The organism is Kribbella sp. NPDC026611 (assembly GCF_040638345.1).
Lineage (GTDB): Bacteria > Actinomycetota > Actinomycetes > Propionibacteriales > Kribbellaceae > Kribbella.
Genome location: NZ_JBEZYC010000014.1, coordinates 21,885 through 40,276, shown reverse-complemented (window position 1 = coordinate 40,276; position 18,392 = coordinate 21,885). Strand labels below are relative to the sequence as shown.

The following is an 18,392-nucleotide window of genomic DNA, read 5'->3' as shown; positions in this document are numbered from 1 at the left end:
CACCACGCCGGACTGCCGAACGTGATGCAGTTGCTGGAGACTCCCTGTCCGAACACCTCACCCCGGACGGTGACACGAATGATCTTCGAGAGCCACTGGACCACGGCGCACGCAGAGCCGACCGCGCTTCCGGCCCGGCCGATGCTGCATGTGCTACCGGCGCGGACAACCGCGGAGGCGACCTTCTACTCGGTGCGGTGGACGAGCACCGGGCCGTACCAGGTGCACGGGAACCTCAGCATCCCGGCGGGGGACGCCCCGTTCCCGGGGTTGACTCCGCGTTACAGGAGCGTCAACAACGTGCCGCATCCGAACGACCGGGCGCGGTACGTCGTGCTCAGCTTGATGCACCGCGGGCAGCGGCTGGCGGACGAGGGCTTCGCGACGGCGTACCCGGGGCTGCTGACGATTGGGATCGACGATCCGGCGGCGTACAGCGGTCGAATGCTGCTCGCCGCCGACAACGACCACCTGAAAGCCTGGCTGGCCGGCCTCGCCGGCGTTCGTCGACTCTCGAGGTTTGTCGTATGAACGATCCTCTTGGCGTTCGGTCGGTGGTCAATGCGAATGCGACCGTGACGGTTCTCGGTGGGTCGGTGATGCCGCCGGCGGTTGTTGCTGCCATGGTGGACGCGGCCTCTCGGTTCGTCGACCTTCCTGAGCTCAACGCCCGCGTTTCCGAGCGCCTGGCGGTGCTCACTCACAACGAGTCGGCCTATGTGACGTCGGGAGCCGCAGCCGCGATTACGCTGGCGGTGGCGGCGTGCGTCACGGACCAGTCGAGGGCGTTCCCCGCGGCTGCCGACGTCGTCATGTTCGCCTCCCAGCGCAACGGGTACGACTACTCAGCCCGCCTCCTCGGCGCCCGCATCGTCGAGGTGGGGCCGTCGGTGGAGGAGCTGGAAGCAGCCCTGAGCCGCCGACCGGCCGCGGTGCTGTGGATGGCCGGCGCCCACTACGCGCCTGGCGCACTGCCGATCGAAGAGGTAGTGCAAGTCGCCGGCGACACGCCGGTGATCGTCGATGCCGCCGCTCAGATCCCACCGATCTCGACGCTCTGGCGGTTCACCCGCGACCTCGGAGCCGACGCGGTGATCGTGAGCGGCGGGAAGGGCCTGCGTGGTCCGCAAGCCAGCGGGCTGGTGCTTGGGAAGCGCTGGTTGATCGACCGGATCCGCGCCCACAGCTCGCCCAACCACGAGATCGGTCGGGGGATGAAGGTGGGGAAGGAGGAGTTGATGGGCCTGCTCGCCGCCGTCGAGTGGTCGCTGGCGCAGGACGAGGAGGCGAAGATCGCGGAGTACGAGCGGATCGTCGCCTACTGGATCGACGGTCTGCAGGGACTGCCCGGGGTGTACGCCGACCGCGGCTACCCGAGCGAGGCCGGCCAACCGCACGGCCGCGCCGTCGTCAGACTTGCCCGGGACCGCAACCAGGTGATCGCCGCCCTGTGGGACCGCGACCCGCGCATCTCGGTCGGAATCTTCGGCGTACCGGCCGACGCGATCGCGCTGAACCCGCAGACGATTCAGCCCGGCGAAGAAAAGGTAGTTCTCGATGCCCTCATCGAGATCCTAAGCTCGGGGGATGGCGACGAAGCCGGATGAGACGCGTGATGGGGTTGAGCTGACCAACCTGGATCAGCCGTTGTTCGATGGGGCCGAGGCGACGAAGCGGGATCTGGTCGACTACCTGGACGCGGTGCACGAGCGGATCCTGCCGGAGTTGCGGGAGCGGCCGCTGTCGGTGATCCGGATCCGTCCGGGGCAGCCCAAGTTCATGCAGAAGAACGTTCCGAAGTACACCCCGGACTGGGTGAAGACCGTGCCGGTCTGGGCGGAGGCGTCGAAGCGCGAGGTGTCGTACGCGCTCTGCGACGACCGGCGGACGCTCCTGTGGTTCGCCAACCAGCGCGCGGTCGAGTACCACCCCACTCTCATGCGCGCCGAGCGCTGGGACCGCGTCACCCACCTCGTGCTCGACCTCGACCCACCGGAGGGCGACGACGCCTTCGCGAAGGCGGTCCAGGCCGCGCTCCTCGTCCGCCAGGCGCTCACCGACTCGGGCCTGTCCGGAGCGGTCAAGACCAGCGGCGCCAAGGGCGTCCACGTGATCGTGCCGATCGACGAGACGGTCTCGATCGAGGACGCCGCGGCCGCCACCCGAGCGCTCGCCGCCCGCGCGGAGAAGCTCGACCCGTCCGTCGCGACCACGGCGTACATCAAGGAAGACCGGCACGGGAAGGTCTTCGTCGACTCGACCCGCTCCGGCGGCGCGACCATCGTCGCGGCGTACAGCCCACGGGTCCGACCGGGTACGACGGTCTCCTTCCCGGTCGGCTGGGACGACCTGGAGCAGGTGACGCCGCGCGACTTCACCGTCCGGAACGCCGTTTCGCTCCTCGGCGACACCAATCCGTGGGCCGCCCAACTCCCCGCGCCACAGTCCATCCCTGACGATGTCCTCGAGGAAGGCCGAGCCATCCCGGTCGCCCGCGTCATCGCCATGCACGAAGGCAAACGCCGCAAACGCGCCCGCGAAGCCGCCGACAAGGACACGCCCTAGCCGATTTCCGGTGATGGGGCGCCATCGGCGGCGGGAGACTAGCGCTCAGGTGCGGTGGTCAAGTCTAGGGCTTGGCGGCGGACCGCGGGGGACGGGTGGTTGCGGAGGGCAATGAGTACCCGCCGCCACTCCGGTGACCAGCCGGAGCGCGGCCCGGCGCTCGCAACCAGCGGCAGGGCCAGCAGACCCGCCGCCACCCCGTCACCCAACGTGCGAACGCGCCGGTCGCCGTCCGCAGAGTCAGCCTCCGACCCCGCCGTGCGAACCCGACCTCGGTCGCCGCCGTCCACAGGATCCCCTCCCGACCCCGCCGTGCGAACCCGATGTCGGTCGCCGCCGTCCGCAGGATCCCCTCCAGACCCCGCCAGCGTCTCCGCGATCGCGACGAGCTCGGAAGGAGTCCAGTGCGCCTCGGTTGCGGCGAGTCGGCTCCGCAGGAGGTCCGCCGCACTGACCGCAGCCAGCGGGTCCTGACCCACCACCTCGTGCAGAACCAGTAGGTCGTTCGTCTGCAGCGCAGTGACGAGCAGCTGCAGGCGCAGGTTCAGGAAGTCCGGTGCGGTCAGCTCTGCGGCCACCGGCTTCAGCAGCTCCCGCACCTCCGCGGACCGCCCGCCGAGCTGCGCCACCAGTTGCCCGACCAGCTGCGACAACCGCTGCCGTGCAGGGTGATCCCGGTCCGGCTCCGCGTCGGGCAACGACGGGTCAGACTCCAGGCGGACCAGCAGCTGCACGGTGTCGATCAGCTCGGCCAGGCCGTCGTCCGGATTGGTAGCAACGATGCCGACCAGTGCGGTGGTGCCGTCCAGCCACACGCGGCTGCGCAGCGACAGGTCGGTGATGAAGTCCGCGCACACCCGCGCCGCTGCCCGGTTGTACCGCGCCCACTGCCGCAGCGCGAGCAGTGCAGGTCCAACCACCTCCGGCTCGCTCCGAGCCGACACGGCGATCAGGAGGTCGGCGTACCGCGCTCTGTACTCCAGCGGCATGTCATAGGCCCGTCGCTGGGTCAGCACGATCGCAGTGGCGGCCGAGTCGTGCACCGCCTGCTCCAGCACCGCCCACGCGGCCGCGTCGTACAGGAGGTACTGCGACACCGTGCTAGCGATCGCTGCCCGCACATCCCGGTGCGCACCGGCCCACGCCTCGGTCAGTACTGCGCTCGCACCGGGCGACCGCAGCTCGCCGAGCATCCGTACGGCGGCCTTCCTCGACGTCACCTTCACGCCCTCGCGCAGCAGCACCGGCTGCAGCAGACCGGGCAGGAGACTCGGCCGCACGTACCGAGCAGCGCGTGCGGCGGCGTACATCGCCACGCGCGCCCGGTCGTCACCTGCGTGCGCCAGCAAGACCGGCAACGCCCGGTCCGGTCGTTCGGTCCACGCCAGCGAGCCCAGCGCGGCTTCCTGCAGCAGTACGTCGTCACTCGCGAGGAACTCGTCCAGCGTGGCGCCTGGTACATGCCCGAGCGTCTTCACTGCCGCAGCCCGGTACCACTCCGGCATACGCGAGTCGCGCGCCACCCCAGCGACCAGCTCGGCGTACCGCGCTTGCTGTCGCGGGAGCCATCGCCGTAGAGCGTAGTCGGGGACGTGCCACGACAGACTGTTCCGGTCGAAGCGCCGGATCCGGTCGGCCGCCTTGAACACCGGGTCCAGCAGGTCGGTCCGGAACTCGGTCACTGCCCACCACACCGGAGACCAGCGAGCCATCCGGACGTCGCGCTTGATGATCTGTCCGGCGCGGTCGGCCCGGGTCCTGGGCGCGTCCAGCCAGTAGCGGCAGGCCTCTTGGACGGTGTGCTCCTGGTTCGACCAGACCGCCTCCTCGAGCACGTCCTGTAGATGCTGGAGCTTCCAGGCGCGCCGGCCGAACGTGGTCGCCACCGCCATCGCGAGGCCGAACTCGTTCCGCTTCGCGGCCACCTCGATCGACGGCCGGAGTACGTCGTACACCTCGGCGTCCCGCTCGTGCGGCAAGTTCTCGACCAGTCCGTGCAGATCGAGCCAGCCCCGGTTCTCCGACAGCCGCCCGTGCGCCTGCAGGCCCCAGTCGAGCAACGCCGGACGGTTGCTCAGGGCCCCTTGTACGACGGCACGCTCCGCCACCGCCGTCAGTGCGCTCCGCGTCGCCCACGAGGTGTCCCGCGCCTCCAGCGCATCCGTCAGCAGAGTCTCCAACGCCGGTGTGAGCGCATCGCCGAGCATCGTCCGCGGCAGCTCACCCACCGCACTCGCCAGGCTGAGCCGAACCGGGTCCTGATCGTTCCGGACCCGCCCAACCGCCCAGTCCAGCGCCGTCACTACCTGCTCCGCCTGTCGCGAACGCCCGGCCGCGCCAACCACCGCCTGATACACCGACGCCCGCACCGAAGCATCGGGATCCCGCACCTCGGCCTCCAACAAGGCAAGGGCCTCCGAGTAGGGCAAGTATCCCGTCGTCCCACGCCGCAGCGAGCCGTTCTCGTGAATCGCGGGCAGCGACAGCATCCGCCGCGCCTGCTCGACCCGGACCTCGTGAGGCAACAGGTCGAGCAGGTCCGAGCTCAACCGCGCCTGCCCCAGATCGATCTCGCTCGTCACTCCCGCGAAGATCCGCGCCCGCCGCGACGGCGCCAGCTCCTGCAACACCCCAGCCAGCTCCGGCCACACCACCCGCCCCCCAGACCGACCAGCTCGTCATCCGAGTACCGCGACAGCCGCCGCCGTAGGGCCGGCCGCAACGCGCGCCCCACGACACCCCGCCGATCCGGCGCCATCAGCATCGCCAGCACCCCGGCCGGATCCCGATCAGTCAACGGCCCAATGATGTCGAGCACGGCGACCGGCAGGTCATCCGCCGGAACCGCCCGCTCGATCAACCGAAGCGCAACTCCAGCCACCAAGGTGCCGTGCGCCACGACCGCGGCCACGCCGTGGCCCACGCCCTGCCACCACTCGTCCCGATCCTCGCCCGCCGGCAACGTCCGATCGGCGTACGCAAGCACCTCCTCCGGATGCTGCCGCGCCAGCCGCCGCCACATCCCCGGCGAGACGCAGTACGCCAACTCCGGCAACAGCCGCTCGACCGTGGCTCCATCGGCGGCCTCGAGCAATCCGGCCGCCGCGACATCACCCCATCGAGCGCGATGCTCGTCGATCAGCCGTACGGCGAGGTGCTCGCGACGGGTTCGCCGTACCAGCGCAACAAGCTTCGTCCGCAGAGCCGCGGGCGCGTCGTCGTACAGAATCCGCAGCTCGTCGTCCGAAACCGGTACGCCGCGCACCACCGCGGCAAGCGCCCGGGACTGCACCGACGGCTCCGGATCACGCAGGAGCCGGCCGACGTACGACGTCGTGCGCGTGACCTCGGCGATCTGCACCCCGAGCGTCCGCTCGAACGCCGACCCCTGCCCAAGCTCGTCCAGCAGCCCGCTCAACTCCGCAGCCCGCTCCGCAAGCAGCCGCATCCGCTGCCCGTACGAGAGCCCGTCGATCAACCGCAGCAAGTCCCTAACCCGCATGCGCCCATCCTGCCGGACGCCGCGTGTCAGCCACCTTCAGCTGACCCGCGCCAGCTCCCCAAACGCCTCCGCCAGCTTCGGCAACGTGTAGTGCGCGTTCAGACCGCTCGGGTTGGGGAGGACCCAGACTCGGGTGTTGCCGATCAGCCGGTCCTGTTTGCCGATGGCCGCCGTACGGTCGGCGAACGCGTCGCGGTACGCCGTGACGCCGAGCACGGCGAGCCACTCCGGCTGGTAGGCGAGGACCTTCTGGACCAGGTTCTCGCCGCCGGCGACGAGCTCCGGGCGGGTCAGCTCGTCCGCTCGCGCGCTCGGCGTGTCCACGACGTTGGTGATGCCCAGGCCGTAGGTCAACAGCTCACTCTGCTCGGCCGGTTTCAGCAGCCGCGGCGTGAACCCGCTGAGGTGCAACGCGGGCCAGAACCGGTTCCCCGGCCGAGCGAAGTGGTGTCCGGTCGCCGCCGACATCAGTCCCGGATTGATGCCACAGAACAGGACCTTCAATCCGGGACGGATGACATCGGGCAGCGCTTGCATGGGCCAAACGTTAGTCGTTCTCGTTGTTGAGCCCGGCCGGGAGCTGCGACGCGATGCAGGACCGGGCGACGAAGAGCCAGATCGTCTCGCCCTGCGCGTCGACCCGGATCATCGAAGCGCCCATGTCGTTGGTCGAGTACCGGTAGCCGCCGGTGGCCGGCAGCGCGAAGCCGACCGGGTCGTGCAGCCGGCCGCTCGTGTAGTTGCTGTCGATGAAGTAGTTGTAGTAGCCGGTACACGCGGACGGGTTGATCGGGACGATGATCGCTCCGTTGCCGGTGTGCGGTGCGGCGTCGAAGTCCCGGCCGAAGCTCCGGCGGTGCGACAGGCGGTCGCTGGTCGCGTCGCTGCAGCTCGCCGCGACGGACGTCGAGTGCGACGTGTCCAACGCTCCGGGCACGAGGAAGGTGCAGAAGCTCGAACCGTCCCCGGCCCGCCAGCGGCCGAAGTGGAAGTTGCTGGACGTGGTCGTGTGGACGTCGAACTTCGTCCCGGCGATCGCCGTACCCATCACGTAGCCGCAGGACTTGTTCGCCAGCCAGCCGCCCGCCGGGATCACCCCGTGGTTGTTGCAGGCCGCCGGCTTCTGGACGTTGCCGATGGTCGTGTACTGGTTCACCGCGTGGGCCGGCTGGGTCACGGCGACCGCGCCCAGCACCAGCCCACAGACGGCGGCGAAGACCCGGCGCATCAGCAGAACCAGCCGTCCTGGACCCAGCCCTCGTGGTTGATGTCGCCGTACGCGAACCCGTGCACCCACTCGCCCGAGATCTGGTCGACCAGGAAGGTCTGCGGCTTGTGCAGAGTGCCCATCCGGGCGCCACCGGGCGTGGTGCGGACCTGAAGGTCCACGGCGCAGACGGTCTCGCGGACGCCGACGTGCCCGTTGGCCGCGCTCGCCGGGAGTGTCGTGAGGACGGCGCCGGCGACGGCCAGCGCGCCGATCAGAGCGAGTCGTTTCATCACCAGGACCCCCATCCACCGAGGCACTCGTAGCGGACGTAGCCCCAGTCGTTCGGACCGAAGTCCTGGATCGACGCCCAGCCGTTGTAGACCGGGTGCACGCCGCGGGTGTGGCCGACCTTGTTGCCGTAGGTCAGCGTCCGGAGCGGGTGCACCGGACCGGGGATGGAGAAGTCGTAGTTCTCGTACATGGTCGCGTCCTGGCACACGATGATCGCGTGCTCGGGCGGCTCGACCGCGACGGCGGCTTCGGTGCCGGCGGCGAGCGTGCCTGCGGTGACGGTGACCGCGGCGAGGAGGAGGGCGGGTTTCCGTGTCATCAGAACCTCCAGGTTGGTGTCATCTCAGATGACGGTAGAACGTGTCGTCAGAGATGGCAAGAGGTGTCATCAGTGGATACAGTGGGCGGGTGGCCGAACGTCGGACGTACTACGGGATCGCGGAGATCGCCGCTGCGCTCGGCCTGAACCGGCAGCTCGTCACGGCCTGGCGGAGGCGGCGCAGCCACGGGATCCCGGACCCGGACGGCGAGCTCTCGTCCGGGCCGATCTGGCGTGGAGAGACGATCGAGCCGTGGATCGACGCGGTCCGATCGCAGCGTGACGTACCGGCGCAGCCGATCGCTCCCGAGGTGGCCTTGCGGGCCGGCCGGCGGATGCTACGGGTGGCGGCCTTGCTGCTCGAGGAACCCATCCGGCTGAAGCTGCTCAGCCAGGCGCTGGCCGAGGCCCGGGAGTTGATGCCGATCGCTGATGACGCGGCTGACGACCAGCTCGGGCGGGCGGTGCGGCAACTGCTGTCGCCGCTGCGCACGAGTGGTGACGACCCGGGCAGTTTGGTGCGGTTTCGGCGCAAGGTGCTGAGTGAGCTGACACAGCTGGAACCCCTGGTGGAGCTGGCAGCAGAATCCCTTCCGGAAGCGGACAGTGCCAGTTAGTGTGCGAGCCGTGACCGTCGAAGTACCTGGCTACCGCCTGGCGGAGCCGCTGGGTGCGGGGGCGACCGGGGTGGTGTACGCGGCGAGCCGGCTGGCCGATGGGGGCTCTGTCGCGATCAAGGTGGTGCATCCCGAGATGGTCGACCCGCAGTACCTTGACCGCCTCCGGCGCGAGGCGCGACTGGCTGCGGCTGTGGTGCATCCCGGGGTCGTCCGCGTGCACGAGGTCGGCGGCGAACGCGACCAGGCGTGGCTGGTGATGGACAGGCTGACCGGTCCGGATCTCCAGCACCTGCTGGCGTCCGAGGGTCCGCTCCCGGCCGAGCGAGCGGCGTCACTGATGATCGAAGTCGCCGACGCGGTCGACGCGATGCACGCGGCCGGCATCATCCACCGCGACCTCAAGCCGGCCAACGTCATCCTGCACGGCGGGCGCCCGCTGGTCGCCGACTTCGGCGTAGCCCGCCAACAAGCCGCCACCGGCACAGACCTGACCAACGACTGGCTCCACAGCGCCTCCGGGCCGCCGCTGGGCACCATGGCCGGCACGGTCGCCTACATGTCCCCGGAGCAGTGGCGAGGCGACCCAGTCACCCCAGCCACGGACGTATACGCGTTAGCCGGCACCCTCTACACCTTGCTCACCAACAAACCGCCGTACGACCGCAAGACCCTTCCAGAGCTTGCATACGCAGTCGCGATGCTCCCTGCACCTACCACCGGCCTCCCGACGTACGACGCGGTGATCGCGAAGGCGATGGCAAAGGACCCAGCTGATCGCTTCCTGTCGGCAGCTGCTTTCGCGGAGGCGCTGCGGTCGGTCGTTGCTGGTCGTACTCCGGTTCGCCGCCGGCCCACCCGCGTTGTCCGGTGGGCGGCAGCCGCGATAGCAGTCTCGGCAGTAGTAGCGGCCGGTACCGCGTATGCCGTGCACAACCACCAGGCTGGGGATGAGCAGCTGACGGTTTGTGCGCAGGACGCGACGGTGCGGGACGCGCCTCGCGGGAAGACGGTGGTCGCGACCGTTTACCGAGGGGATCGGCTGACGGCTGTGCATCCGCGCGACGGCGAGGTCTGGGTGCACGTGCGGTTGCCGGACGGGCGGACGGGCTGGTCGTTGACCGACTGGGTTCGGCGACACTGCTGAAGTCCCCGTCAACTCAGGGTTGACGAACATAGATCGTCAACCTAGCGTTGACGGCATGACTCCCGGACCAGACCTGCAGCAACTTATCGACACGATCAAGACCGACGCCGGCAGCGACGACGAGCTCGCGCAGCTGGCCACCGCCGCGACCACCATCAGCGAGCTGACCAGCACCGGCGACGCCGTCCTCGGCTTCTTCGTCGACCGCGCCCGCGGCGCCGGCAAGTCCTGGGTGGAGATCAGCTCCGTCCTCGGCGTCACCAAACAAGCCGCCCACAAGCGCTTCGCCGACGCGTGGCCGGCCCGCCCGACCTTCGAACGCTTCACCCAGCGCGCCCGCAACGTGCTCGAAGCCGCCGGCACCGCCGCCTCCGAGCGCAACCAGGGCTTCGTCGGCACCGAGCACCTGCTGCTCGGCATGTACGCCGAGCCGGACAGCGTCGCCACCAAGGTGCTGATCCAGCACGGCCTCACCGAGGACACGGTCCGCCCGGCCGTCGAAGCCCAGAGCCCAGCCGGCGACCGGCCGAACGTCATCGAGCCCGGCCACCTGCCCTTCACCCGCCGAGCCGCGCACCTCCTCCAGGCCGCGGTCACCGAGGCCGTCACCCTCGGCCACAACTATGTCGGCACCGAGCATCTCCTGCTCGCCATCTACCGCGACCCCGGCAGCGTCGCGGGCAAGATCCTGCTCGACCACGGCCTCGAGGAGCAGACCGTCTGGGCCGATATCCGGAAGCTGCTGGAGGACTTCACGAAGTAGGTTGAGCGTATGCCTGACTGGTCTGCGCGGTTGAGCGAATTGGCGGTGGCGGCCGAGGTCCCCGGGGCGGTGCTGGGGATCTGGTCGGACGGCGAGCTGACCATCACGCCGTACGGCGTCCTGAACAGCGCGACCGGTGTCGGGACCACCGCCGACTCGGTCTTCCAGATCGGCTCGATCAGCAAAGCCTGGACCGCCACGATGATCGTCCAGCTCGGCGCCGAGGGCCGGCTCCAGCTGGACGACCCGGTGGTCAACCTGTTGCCTGAGGCACCTATCGACGCGCGGGTCACCGTCCGTCACCTGCTCACTCACACCAGCGGGATCGACGGCGACCTGTTCACCGATACCGGTCGCGGTGACGACTGCCTCCAGCGGTACGTCGCCCTGCTGGTCGGCGTGGACAACCTGTTCGATCCGGGGACGGCGTACTCGTACTGCAACGCCGGCTTCGTCGTCCTTGGCCGGATCATCGAGGTCCTCGACGGCCGCACGTGGGACGAGTCGCTCCACGCCCGGCTGACCGAACCGATCGGACTCACCCACACCGTCACACTGCCCGAGGAAGCGATCCTCTTCCGCGCCGCCCGCGGCCACACGGCCGACCACAGCTCGCCGGTCAAGACCTCGCAGCTCCCGCGCAGCATCGGTCCCGCCGGCACGATCACCACCGCCGCCGAAGATCTCATCGCCTTCGCCCAGTTGCACCTGACCGACGACAGCTACAAGTCCATGCAGGAGCCACAGGTCCCGTTCGCGTCCGGCGTCGGGGGCTTCAGCAACCTGGGCCTCACCTGGCGGATCTACGACTGGGACGGCCGGACGATCTTCGGCCACGACGGCTCCACGATCTCGCAGCAGGCGTACCTCCGGGTCGACCCCGAGGCCCGGCTGATCGTGTGCCTGCTGACCAACTCCGGCAACGGCAACCGCCTGTTCGAACCGCTCGCCACCGAGGTCTTCACGGAGTACGTCGGCGTCGCGCACCCCGAGCCGCCGCAGCCGATCGACGTACCGGTCGACGATCGCCATGTCGGACGGTACGAGCGGACCAGCGTCCGCCTCGACGTCGTACACAAGGACGGGCGACTTGTACTGGTCGAGTCCGCAACCGGTGACCGGCTGGCGTTCGCCGAGGAGCCCGAGCACGAGTACGAAGTGTTGCCGACCGGTCCGGACGACGGCAACCATTTCGTCGTCCGCTACTCGGCGGATTTCCCCTGGTCGCCGTTGACCTTCCACGACTCCTACCTGTTCGCGTCCGGCCGGGTGACGCCCAAGCGGTGAGAAATCGCTCTGCCGCTTTGGGGTGACCGAGCTAACGTCTTCAGGGTGACTAGTGCACCTGCTGAACTTCCTCGTAAGGCTGGTGACCTCCGGGCCGCCGGATACCTTCCTCGGTCGATCAAGGCCGAACTCCGTGACAACCTGCTGAATGAGCTCCGGGCCGGGCGCGACCCCTGGCCGGGCATCGTCGGTTTCACCCGCACGGTGATCCCGCAGCTCGAGCGCGCGCTGCTCGCCGGGCACGACGTCGTACTGCTCGGTGAACGTGGCCAGGGCAAGACCCGGCTGCTGCGTACGCTGGTCGGTCTGCTCGACGAGTGGACCCCGGTGATCGAGGGCGCCGAGTTGCCCGAGCACCCGCTCGACCCCATTACCCCCGCCTCGCAGCGGCGCGCCGCCGAGCTCGGCGACGACCTGCCGGTTGCCTGGCTGCACCGCTCGCTGCGGTACGCCGAGAAGCTCGCCACGCCGGACACCTCCGTCGGCGACCTGATCGGCGACGTCGACCCGGTGAAGGTTGCCGAGGGCCGCAGCCTCGGCGACCCGGAGACCATCCACTTCGGGCTGGTCCCGCGGGCGCACCGCGGAATCGTCGCGATCAACGAGCTGCCCGACCTGGCCGAGCGGATCCAGGTCGCGCTGCTGAATGTGATGGAGGAGCGCGACATCCAGGTCCGTGGGTACACGCTCCGGCTGCCGCTCGACGTGTTGCTGGTGGCAACGGCCAACCCCGAGGACTACACCAACCGCGGCCGGATCATCACCCCGCTGAAGGACCGCTTCGGCGCCGAGGTCCGGACCCACTACCCGCTCGACATCGACGCCGAGGTGGACGTGATCCGGCAGGAGGCCGAGTTCACCGCAGAGGTCGGCGAGCCGCTGCTGGAGGTGCTGGCCCGGTTCGTCCGGCACCTGCGGGAGTCGACCGCGATCGACCAGCGCTCGGGCGTATCGGCCCGGTTCGCTGTCGCCGCGGCCGAGACGATCGCCGCCGCGGCCCTGCGCCGGAGCGCGATCACCGGAGAGCAGCCGGCCGTGGCCCGGCCGGTCGACCTCGAGGCGGTTCCCGCCGTACTGCGGGGCAAGCTCGAGTTCGAGCCGGGTGAGGAGGGGCGCGAGATCGAGCTGCTCGAGTACCTGCTGCGGCGCTCGATCGCGGACACCGCGCGCGAGCGGTTCGCCGGCCTCGACCTCACGCCGCTGGCGCATGCTGTTGCCGATGGCAACCTTGTGACCACCGGTGAGCGGGTACCCGGTAAGGAGGTCCTGGCCGCCCTGCCCGAGCTGCCGGTGCTGCACGACGTCGCCGCCCGCGCCGGCGTCGAGCCGGACGACGCGCCCGGCAAGATCGCGGCCGCGGTCGAGCTCGCCCTGGAGATGCTCTACCTCTCGAAGCGAGTGGCCAAGGACGCGGACGACGACACCACGGTCTACGGGGCCTGATCATGTCAGTGCTGATGCCACGACTCCGTCGCGGCGGGTCATGGGGCTGGAACTCCCGGTCTTCCCTCGTCGCTCCGGTCGCTTCGCTCCCTCCGCTCCTCGGTCCAGACCGGGAGGCCCCATGACCAGCATTCCTGAAGGCTGGTCCTACGGGCCCTGGCACGACGGGCCGGATCCGCTGGCGGCGCCGGCGGATCTGCGGGACGCGCTGGACGAGATCGGCCGCGACGTGATGAACGGGTCGTCGCCGCGGTCCGCGCTGGAGGAGCTGCTCCGGCGCGGCACTCGCAGTACCCAAGGCCTCGACGACCTGACCCGCCGGATGTGGGAGCGCCGCCGCGAGATCCAGCGGCGGCACAACCTCGACGGCACGCTGCGCGACGTTCAGCGGCTGCTGGACGAGGCGCTCGAGGCCGAGCGGCGGGAGCTGTTCCCGAACCCGTCCGACGACGCCCGGTTCCGGGAGGCACAGCTCGACGCGCTCCCGTCCGGTACGGCGGCGCAGGTCCGGGAGCTGGCCAACTACGACTGGCAGTCGTCGGAGGCGCGGCAGAAGTACGAGGAGATCCGTGAGCTGCTCGGGCGCGAGCTGCTCGGGTCGCGGTTCGAGGGCATGAAGGAGGCGCTGCAGCAGACCACGCCGGAGGACGTCGAGCGGATCAACGAGATGCTCACGGACCTCAACGCGTTGCTCGCGGCGCACGCTCAGGGACAGCCCGAAGTACCGGAGCTGTTCGAGGAGTTCATGGCCAAGCACGGCGAGTTCTTCCCGGAGAACCCGCAGTCGGTCGAGGAGCTCATCGACGTACTCGCGCAGCGGGCCGCCGCGGCGCAGCGGATGATGAACTCGATGACCGCCGAGCAGCGGGCCGAGCTGATGGAGCTGTCGCAGCAGGCGTTCGGCAACGCACAGCTGTCGCAGCAGTTGTCCCAGCTGGATGCTCAGCTGCAGGCGCTGCGGCCGGGCGAGGACTGGTACGGGTCGGAGCGGATGAGCGGTGACGATCCGCTCGGTCTCGCCGAGGGTGCGCAGGCGATGTCGGACCTGGCCGAGCTGGATGCACTCGCCGAACAGCTCTCGCAGTCGTACCCCGGAGCGCGGTTGGAGGACATCGATCTGGACGCCCTGACCCGGCAGTTGGGCGACGAGGCGACGGTTGACGCGCGTCGGCTCACGGAGTTGGAGCGGCAGTTGCGCGACCAGGGGCTGCTCGAGCGGGCGCCGGACGGTTCGCTGCAGCTGTCGCCGAAGGCGTTGCGGCAGTTGGGTCAGACGGCATTGGCCGACGTACTGCGGACCGCGCGCGGATCGGGTGAGCGAGACGCGGCGAACGCGGGCGCTGCTGGTGAGTTGAGCGGATCGACTCGGCAGTGGCAGTTCGGGGACACCCAGCCGTGGGACGTGCCGCGGACGGTCCGGAACGCCGTACTGCGGACCGCTCACACCGGTCGTGGTGGGGTGAAGCTCGACGTCGCGGACGTGGAGATCGCGGAGACCGAGCACCGCGCCCGGGCCGCGGTCGCGCTGCTGGTCGACACGTCGTGGTCGATGGTGCAGGAGAACCGCTGGCTGCCGATGAAGCGGACGGCGCTCGCGCTGCACCAACTGATCTCGACGCGGTACCGCAACGACGCCTTGCAGCTGATCACCTTCGGCCGGTACGCCGGGGTTGTGGAGCTACCGCAGCTGATCGGCATGGAAGGCACCTGGGAGCAGGGCACCAACGCCCACCACGCCCTCCTGCTGGCCGGCCGCCACCTGCGCCGTCACCCCGACGCCCAACCCGTCGTCCTGATGGTCACCGACGGCGAGCCCACCGCTCACCTGGAGCCTGACGGCACCGCAGAGTTCTCCTACCCACCCGAACCCGCCACGCTCCGCAAAACCATCTTCGAAGTAGACCGCCTGGCCAAACTAGGCGCGTCCCTGACGGTCTTCCGCCTGGGCGAGGACCCCCGCCTGAACGCCTTCGTGGACCTCCTGGCCCGCCGCTCCGGCGGCCGAGTCCTGGCCCCCACCACCGACGGCCTCGGCGCCGCCGTAGTAGGCGACTACCTAAGAACCCGCCGCAAACTCTGACCCACCTGCCTGCGACCCCGCGGTGCATTTGAAGGCTGAAGCCCTCGAATGCACCGCGGGGTCGGTCTGTTCTGGAGGATGGCTGCGAGTAGGTCGAGCCGGCAGGCTCGGGCTCCAGAACCTGGTCCGGTACCCGTGCAGAAACGTGGTTAGCTGTCCGGTCTGTGAATCGCAGAGGAAGACGCGGATTGTCTCGCGTTGTCAACAGGGGAAGGGGTTTCCGGCCTTCGACCTGTGGGAGAGGTCACGTCGGCATCGTGAGACCAGTGTTCAACTGGACTGGTTTTTTGGCTTACTCTGAAAGCACGCCCCCGCCGCCGGAGTCGACGGGCCAGCGGGTCATCGTCCCGCGCCTGTAACCACACCTGAAACCCAGGGAGTGATCGTGCCGAAACTCGTCTACGACTTCGCCGAAGGCAACAAATCCATGAAGGAGCTGCTCGGCGGGAAGGGGGCGAACCTGGCCGAGATGACCAACCTCGGCCTGCCGGTACCACCCGGCTTCACCATCACCACCGACGCCTGCAAGGTCTTCCTGCAGACCGGTGCGATGCCGCCCGAGCTCGCCGACGAGATCGACCACCACGTGGACCTGCTGCAGCAGACGATGGGCAAGAAGCTCGGTCAGGCCGACGACCCGCTGCTGGTATCGGTCCGTTCCGGCGCAGCTGTCTCGATGCCCGGCATGATGGAGACCGTCCTCAACGTCGGCCTGAACGACGACTCGGTCAACGGCCTGGCCCACCAGTCGGGCAACCCGCGCTTCGCCTGGGACGCGTACCGCCGGCTGATCCAGATGTTCGGCAAGACCGTGCTCGGCATGGAGGGCGACGTCTTCGAGGACGCGATCGACAAAGCCAAGCAGGACAAGGGCACCACGAACGACCTCGACCTGGACGCCGACGACCTCAAGGGGCTGGTCGAGACGTTCAAGCAGGCCGTGCACGACCACACCGGCCGCGAGTTCCCGCAGGACCCGCGGACCCAGATGGACCTCGCGGTCGAGGCCGTCTTCAAGTCCTGGAACGCTGACCGCGCCATCCTCTACCGCCGCCAGGAGCGCATCTCGGCCGACCTCGGTACGGCGGTCAACATCTGCTCGATGGTCTTCGGCAACCTCGGCATGGACTCCGGCACCGGCGTCGCCTTCACCCGCGACCCCGCGAGCGGCCAGCCCGGCGTGTACGGCGATTACCTGCAGAACGCCCAGGGCGAGGACGTCGTGGCCGGGATCCGCAACACCGTCCCGCTCGCGGACCTCGAGCAGCTCGACAAGACGTCGTACGACGACCTGATGGACATCATGGCCACGCTCGAAGGCCACTACCGCGACCTGTGCGACATCGAGTTCACCGTCGAGCGCGGCAAGTTGTGGATGCTGCAGACCCGGGTCGGCAAGCGGACCGCGGCGGCCGCGTTCCGGATCGCGACCAGCCTGGTCGACGAGGGCGTGATCGACACCGACGAGGCGCTGAAGCGGGTCAAGGGTGCGCAGCTCGCGCAGCTGATGTTCCCGCGCTTCGACGCGGACGCGGACAAGGACCTGATCACCAAGGCGATCGGTGCTTCACCGGGTGCGGCATCGGGCAAGATCGTGTTCACCTCGGCCGCTGCGGTCGAGGCGGCGGACCGCGGCGAGAAGGTGATCCTGGTCCGCAAGGAGACGAACCCGGACGACCTGCACGGGATGATCGCCGCGCAGGGCATCCTGACCAGCCGCGGCGGCAAGACCTCGCACGCGGCCGTGGTCGCCCGCGGCATGGGCAAGACCTGCGTCTGCGGCGCCGACGAGCTCGACGTGAATGTTGCCCAAGGCACCATCAAGGTCCACGGCGCGGTGCTCGAGGCCGGCGAGACGATCTCGATCGACGGGACGACCGGTGAGGTCTTCCGCGGTGAGGTCCCGGTGGTCGCGTCGCCGGTCGTGCAGTACTTCGAGGGTTCGCTGGCGCCGGACGCAGGCGACGAGCTCGTGGCCGCCGTACACCGGTTGATGACGCACGCGGACGAGGTACGGCGTCTCGGCGTACGGACGAATGCCGATACGGCCGAAGATGCGGCGCGGGCGCGCCGGTTCGGGGCCGAGGGGGTCGGGCTCTGCCGGACCGAGCACATGTTCCTCGGGGAGCGGCGGGCGTTGGTCGAGGCGCTGATCCTCGCGGACGAGGACGCCGATCGGGACGCGGCGCTGGGCGAGCTGGAGCCGTTGCAGCGGGGCGATTTCCTCGAGCTGCTCGACGCGATGGACGGCTTGCCGGTGACGATCCGGTTGCTCGACCCGCCGTTGCACGAGTTCCTGCCGTCGCGGGAGGACCTGGCTGTCAAGGTCGCGCTCGCGAAGGAGCGCGGTGAGGACGCCGAGCGCGACGCCAAGCTGCTCGCCGCGGTCGAGCGGCTGCACGAGCAGAACCCGATGCTGGGGCTGCGCGGGGTGCGGCTCGGGCTGGTCGTCCCGGGGTTGTTCGCGATGCAGGTCCGGGCGATCGCGACGGCGACGGTGGAGCTGCGGGAGAAGGGCAAGGACCCGCGGCCGGAGATCATGATCCCGCTGGTCGGCGCCGTCCAGGAGCTGCACCTGGCGCGCGACGAGGTCGAACGCGTGCTCGCCGAGGTCGGGGTCGAGGAGATCCCGATCGGCACGATGATCGAGCTGCCGCGGGCCGCGGTGATCGCGGACCAGATCGCCGAGGCGGCCGACTTCTTCTCGTTCGGCACCAACGACCTGACCCAGACCACCTGGGGCTTCAGCCGCGACGACGTCGAGGGCGCGTTCTTCTCGCGGTACCTGGAGAAGGGCATCTTCGCGGTCTCGCCGTTCGAGTCGATCGACCGCGAGGGCGTCGGCGCGCTCGTCCGCACCGGCGTCGATCGCGGCCGCGCCGCCAAACCCGATCTCAAACTCGGCGTCTGCGGCGAACACGGCGGCGATCCCGACAGCATTCACTTCTTCCACGACGTGGGCCTCGACTACGTCTCCTGCTCGCCGTTCCGCATTCCAGTAGCTCGTTTGGAGTCGGGCCGAGCCGCACTGACGAGTGACCAGACAGACACTGACTGACCTGACCCAGAACCTTGACTTTGAGAGCGCGTGACGGACTGTACGAGTGTGTCCGCGCTCTCATCGTCACCGGCGGGGGATTGGTGACGAAGCGTGACTTCAAACAACTG

General features: G+C 69.3%; 16 protein-coding genes. 10 read left to right on the top strand and 6 right to left on the bottom strand.

Translation table 11 applies throughout. The features are described 5' to 3' along the window. The first annotated feature begins 78 nt into the window (after positions 1-78). From AB0E69_RS38535 to ligD, 3 genes are read left to right on the top strand one after another with little or no spacing between them, the layout of a single operon-like run. The gene (locus AB0E69_RS38535) at positions 79-531 is read left to right on the top strand and encodes a hypothetical protein (protein ID WP_360158446.1); all 453 of its coding nucleotides are present in this window, start codon (positions 79-81) and stop codon (positions 529-531) included. Continuing rightward, entirely contained in the window at positions 528-1,607 is a 1,080-nt protein-coding gene (locus AB0E69_RS38530) for a hypothetical protein (RefSeq protein ID WP_360158443.1), read from the top strand. The genes AB0E69_RS38535 and AB0E69_RS38530 overlap by 4 nt, the downstream gene beginning before the upstream one ends. Beyond that, positions 1,588-2,565, top strand: coding sequence for a non-homologous end-joining DNA ligase (gene ligD / locus AB0E69_RS38525; RefSeq protein WP_360158440.1), 978 nt, complete (start codon positions 1,588-1,590; stop codon positions 2,563-2,565). The genes AB0E69_RS38530 and ligD overlap by 20 nt, the downstream gene beginning before the upstream one ends. 38 nt (positions 2,566-2,603) lie before the next feature. On the opposite strand, the gene AB0E69_RS38520 is transcribed toward ligD, so the two are convergent. The 6 genes from AB0E69_RS38520 to AB0E69_RS38495 are packed head-to-tail and all read right to left on the bottom strand — an operon-like array spanning position 2,604 to position 7,887. Then, positions 2,604-5,195 (bottom strand): hypothetical protein, encoded by a 2,592-nt coding sequence (locus AB0E69_RS38520; protein ID WP_360158437.1) that lies wholly within the window; start codon positions 5,193-5,195, stop codon positions 2,604-2,606. Beyond that, positions 5,144-6,067: a hypothetical protein gene (locus AB0E69_RS38515; RefSeq protein ID WP_360158434.1), complete on the bottom strand. Its 924-nt coding sequence runs from the start codon at positions 6,065-6,067 to the stop codon at positions 5,144-5,146. Before AB0E69_RS38515 ends, AB0E69_RS38520 begins: the two co-directional genes overlap by 52 nt. 36 nt (positions 6,068-6,103) lie before the next feature. After that, a complete protein-coding gene (mug, locus tag AB0E69_RS38510) occupies positions 6,104-6,604 on the bottom strand; it encodes a G/U mismatch-specific DNA glycosylase (RefSeq protein WP_360158431.1) in 501 nt (166 codons plus the stop codon). A gap of 10 nt (positions 6,605-6,614) precedes the next feature. After that, the gene (locus tag AB0E69_RS38505) at positions 6,615-7,295 is read right to left on the bottom strand and encodes a hypothetical protein (RefSeq protein WP_360158428.1); all 681 of its coding nucleotides are present in this window, start codon (positions 7,293-7,295) and stop codon (positions 6,615-6,617) included. Beyond that, positions 7,295-7,567, bottom strand: coding sequence for a hypothetical protein (locus AB0E69_RS38500; protein ID WP_360158425.1), 273 nt, complete (start codon positions 7,565-7,567; stop codon positions 7,295-7,297). Before AB0E69_RS38500 ends, AB0E69_RS38505 begins: the two co-directional genes overlap by 1 nt. Further along, positions 7,567-7,887, bottom strand: a complete 321-nt coding sequence (locus AB0E69_RS38495; RefSeq protein ID WP_360158422.1) for a hypothetical protein — start codon at positions 7,885-7,887, stop codon at positions 7,567-7,569. Before AB0E69_RS38495 ends, AB0E69_RS38500 begins: the two co-directional genes overlap by 1 nt. A gap of 89 nt (positions 7,888-7,976) precedes the next feature. On the opposite strand from AB0E69_RS38495, the gene AB0E69_RS38490 reads away from it, so the two are divergent. The 7 genes from AB0E69_RS38490 (at position 7,977) to ppdK (ending at position 18,282) form a co-directional block, all read left to right on the top strand. Next, the gene (locus AB0E69_RS38490) at positions 7,977-8,504 is read left to right on the top strand and encodes a hypothetical protein (RefSeq protein ID WP_360158419.1); all 528 of its coding nucleotides are present in this window, start codon (positions 7,977-7,979) and stop codon (positions 8,502-8,504) included. 10 nt (positions 8,505-8,514) lie between these two features. Next, the gene (locus tag AB0E69_RS38485; protein ID WP_360158416.1) at positions 8,515-9,651 is read left to right on the top strand and encodes a serine/threonine protein kinase; all 1,137 of its coding nucleotides are present in this window, start codon (positions 8,515-8,517) and stop codon (positions 9,649-9,651) included. 55 nt (positions 9,652-9,706) lie between these two features. Then, on the top strand, positions 9,707-10,414 hold the full coding sequence (locus AB0E69_RS38480; RefSeq protein WP_360158413.1) for a Clp protease N-terminal domain-containing protein: 708 nt from the start codon (positions 9,707-9,709) through the stop codon (positions 10,412-10,414). 9 nt (positions 10,415-10,423) lie between these two features. After that, positions 10,424-11,701 carry a serine hydrolase domain-containing protein gene (locus AB0E69_RS38475; RefSeq protein ID WP_360158410.1) on the top strand — a complete coding sequence of 426 codons (1,278 nt, stop codon included), beginning with the start codon at positions 10,424-10,426 and terminating at the stop codon, positions 11,699-11,701. A gap of 45 nt (positions 11,702-11,746) precedes the next feature. Continuing rightward, positions 11,747-13,144, top strand: coding sequence for an ATP-binding protein (locus tag AB0E69_RS38470; protein ID WP_360158407.1), 1,398 nt, complete (start codon positions 11,747-11,749; stop codon positions 13,142-13,144). Between the two features lie 121 nt (positions 13,145-13,265). Next, complete coding sequence (locus AB0E69_RS38465) at positions 13,266-15,224, top strand: VWA domain-containing protein (protein WP_360158404.1); 1,959 nt, start codon at positions 13,266-13,268, stop codon at positions 15,222-15,224. 382 nt (positions 15,225-15,606) lie between these two features. Next, entirely contained in the window at positions 15,607-18,282 is a 2,676-nt protein-coding gene (gene ppdK, locus AB0E69_RS38460) for a pyruvate, phosphate dikinase (protein WP_360159045.1), read from the top strand. The last annotated feature ends 110 nt before the right edge of the window (positions 18,283-18,392 follow it).

Excerpts from the sequence above, each read along its gene's own strand:
- AB0E69_RS38515 (WP_360158434.1), bottom strand. The coding sequence starts at position 6,067 with ATGCGGGTTAGGGACTTGCTGCGGTTGATCGACGGGCTCTCGTACGGG.
- mug (WP_360158431.1), bottom strand. The coding sequence starts at position 6,604 with ATGCAAGCGCTGCCCGATGTCATCCGTCCCGGATTGAAGGTCCTGTTC.
- AB0E69_RS38465 (WP_360158404.1), top strand. The coding sequence starts at position 13,266 with ATGACCAGCATTCCTGAAGGCTGGTCCTACGGGCCCTGGCACGACGGG.
- AB0E69_RS38480 (WP_360158413.1), top strand. The coding sequence starts at position 9,707 with ATGACTCCCGGACCAGACCTGCAGCAACTTATCGACACGATCAAGACC.
- AB0E69_RS38505 (WP_360158428.1), bottom strand. The coding sequence starts at position 7,295 with ATGCGCCGGGTCTTCGCCGCCGTCTGTGGGCTGGTGCTGGGCGCGGTC.
- AB0E69_RS38500 (WP_360158425.1), bottom strand. The coding sequence starts at position 7,567 with ATGAAACGACTCGCTCTGATCGGCGCGCTGGCCGTCGCCGGCGCCGTC.
- AB0E69_RS38535 (WP_360158446.1), top strand. The coding sequence starts at position 79 with ATGATCTTCGAGAGCCACTGGACCACGGCGCACGCAGAGCCGACCGCG.
- AB0E69_RS38475 (WP_360158410.1), top strand. The coding sequence starts at position 10,424 with ATGCCTGACTGGTCTGCGCGGTTGAGCGAATTGGCGGTGGCGGCCGAG.
- AB0E69_RS38495 (WP_360158422.1), bottom strand. The coding sequence starts at position 7,887 with ATGACACGGAAACCCGCCCTCCTCCTCGCCGCGGTCACCGTCACCGCA.
- ligD (WP_360158440.1), top strand. The coding sequence starts at position 1,588 with ATGGCGACGAAGCCGGATGAGACGCGTGATGGGGTTGAGCTGACCAAC.
- AB0E69_RS38530 (WP_360158443.1), top strand. The coding sequence starts at position 528 with ATGAACGATCCTCTTGGCGTTCGGTCGGTGGTCAATGCGAATGCGACC.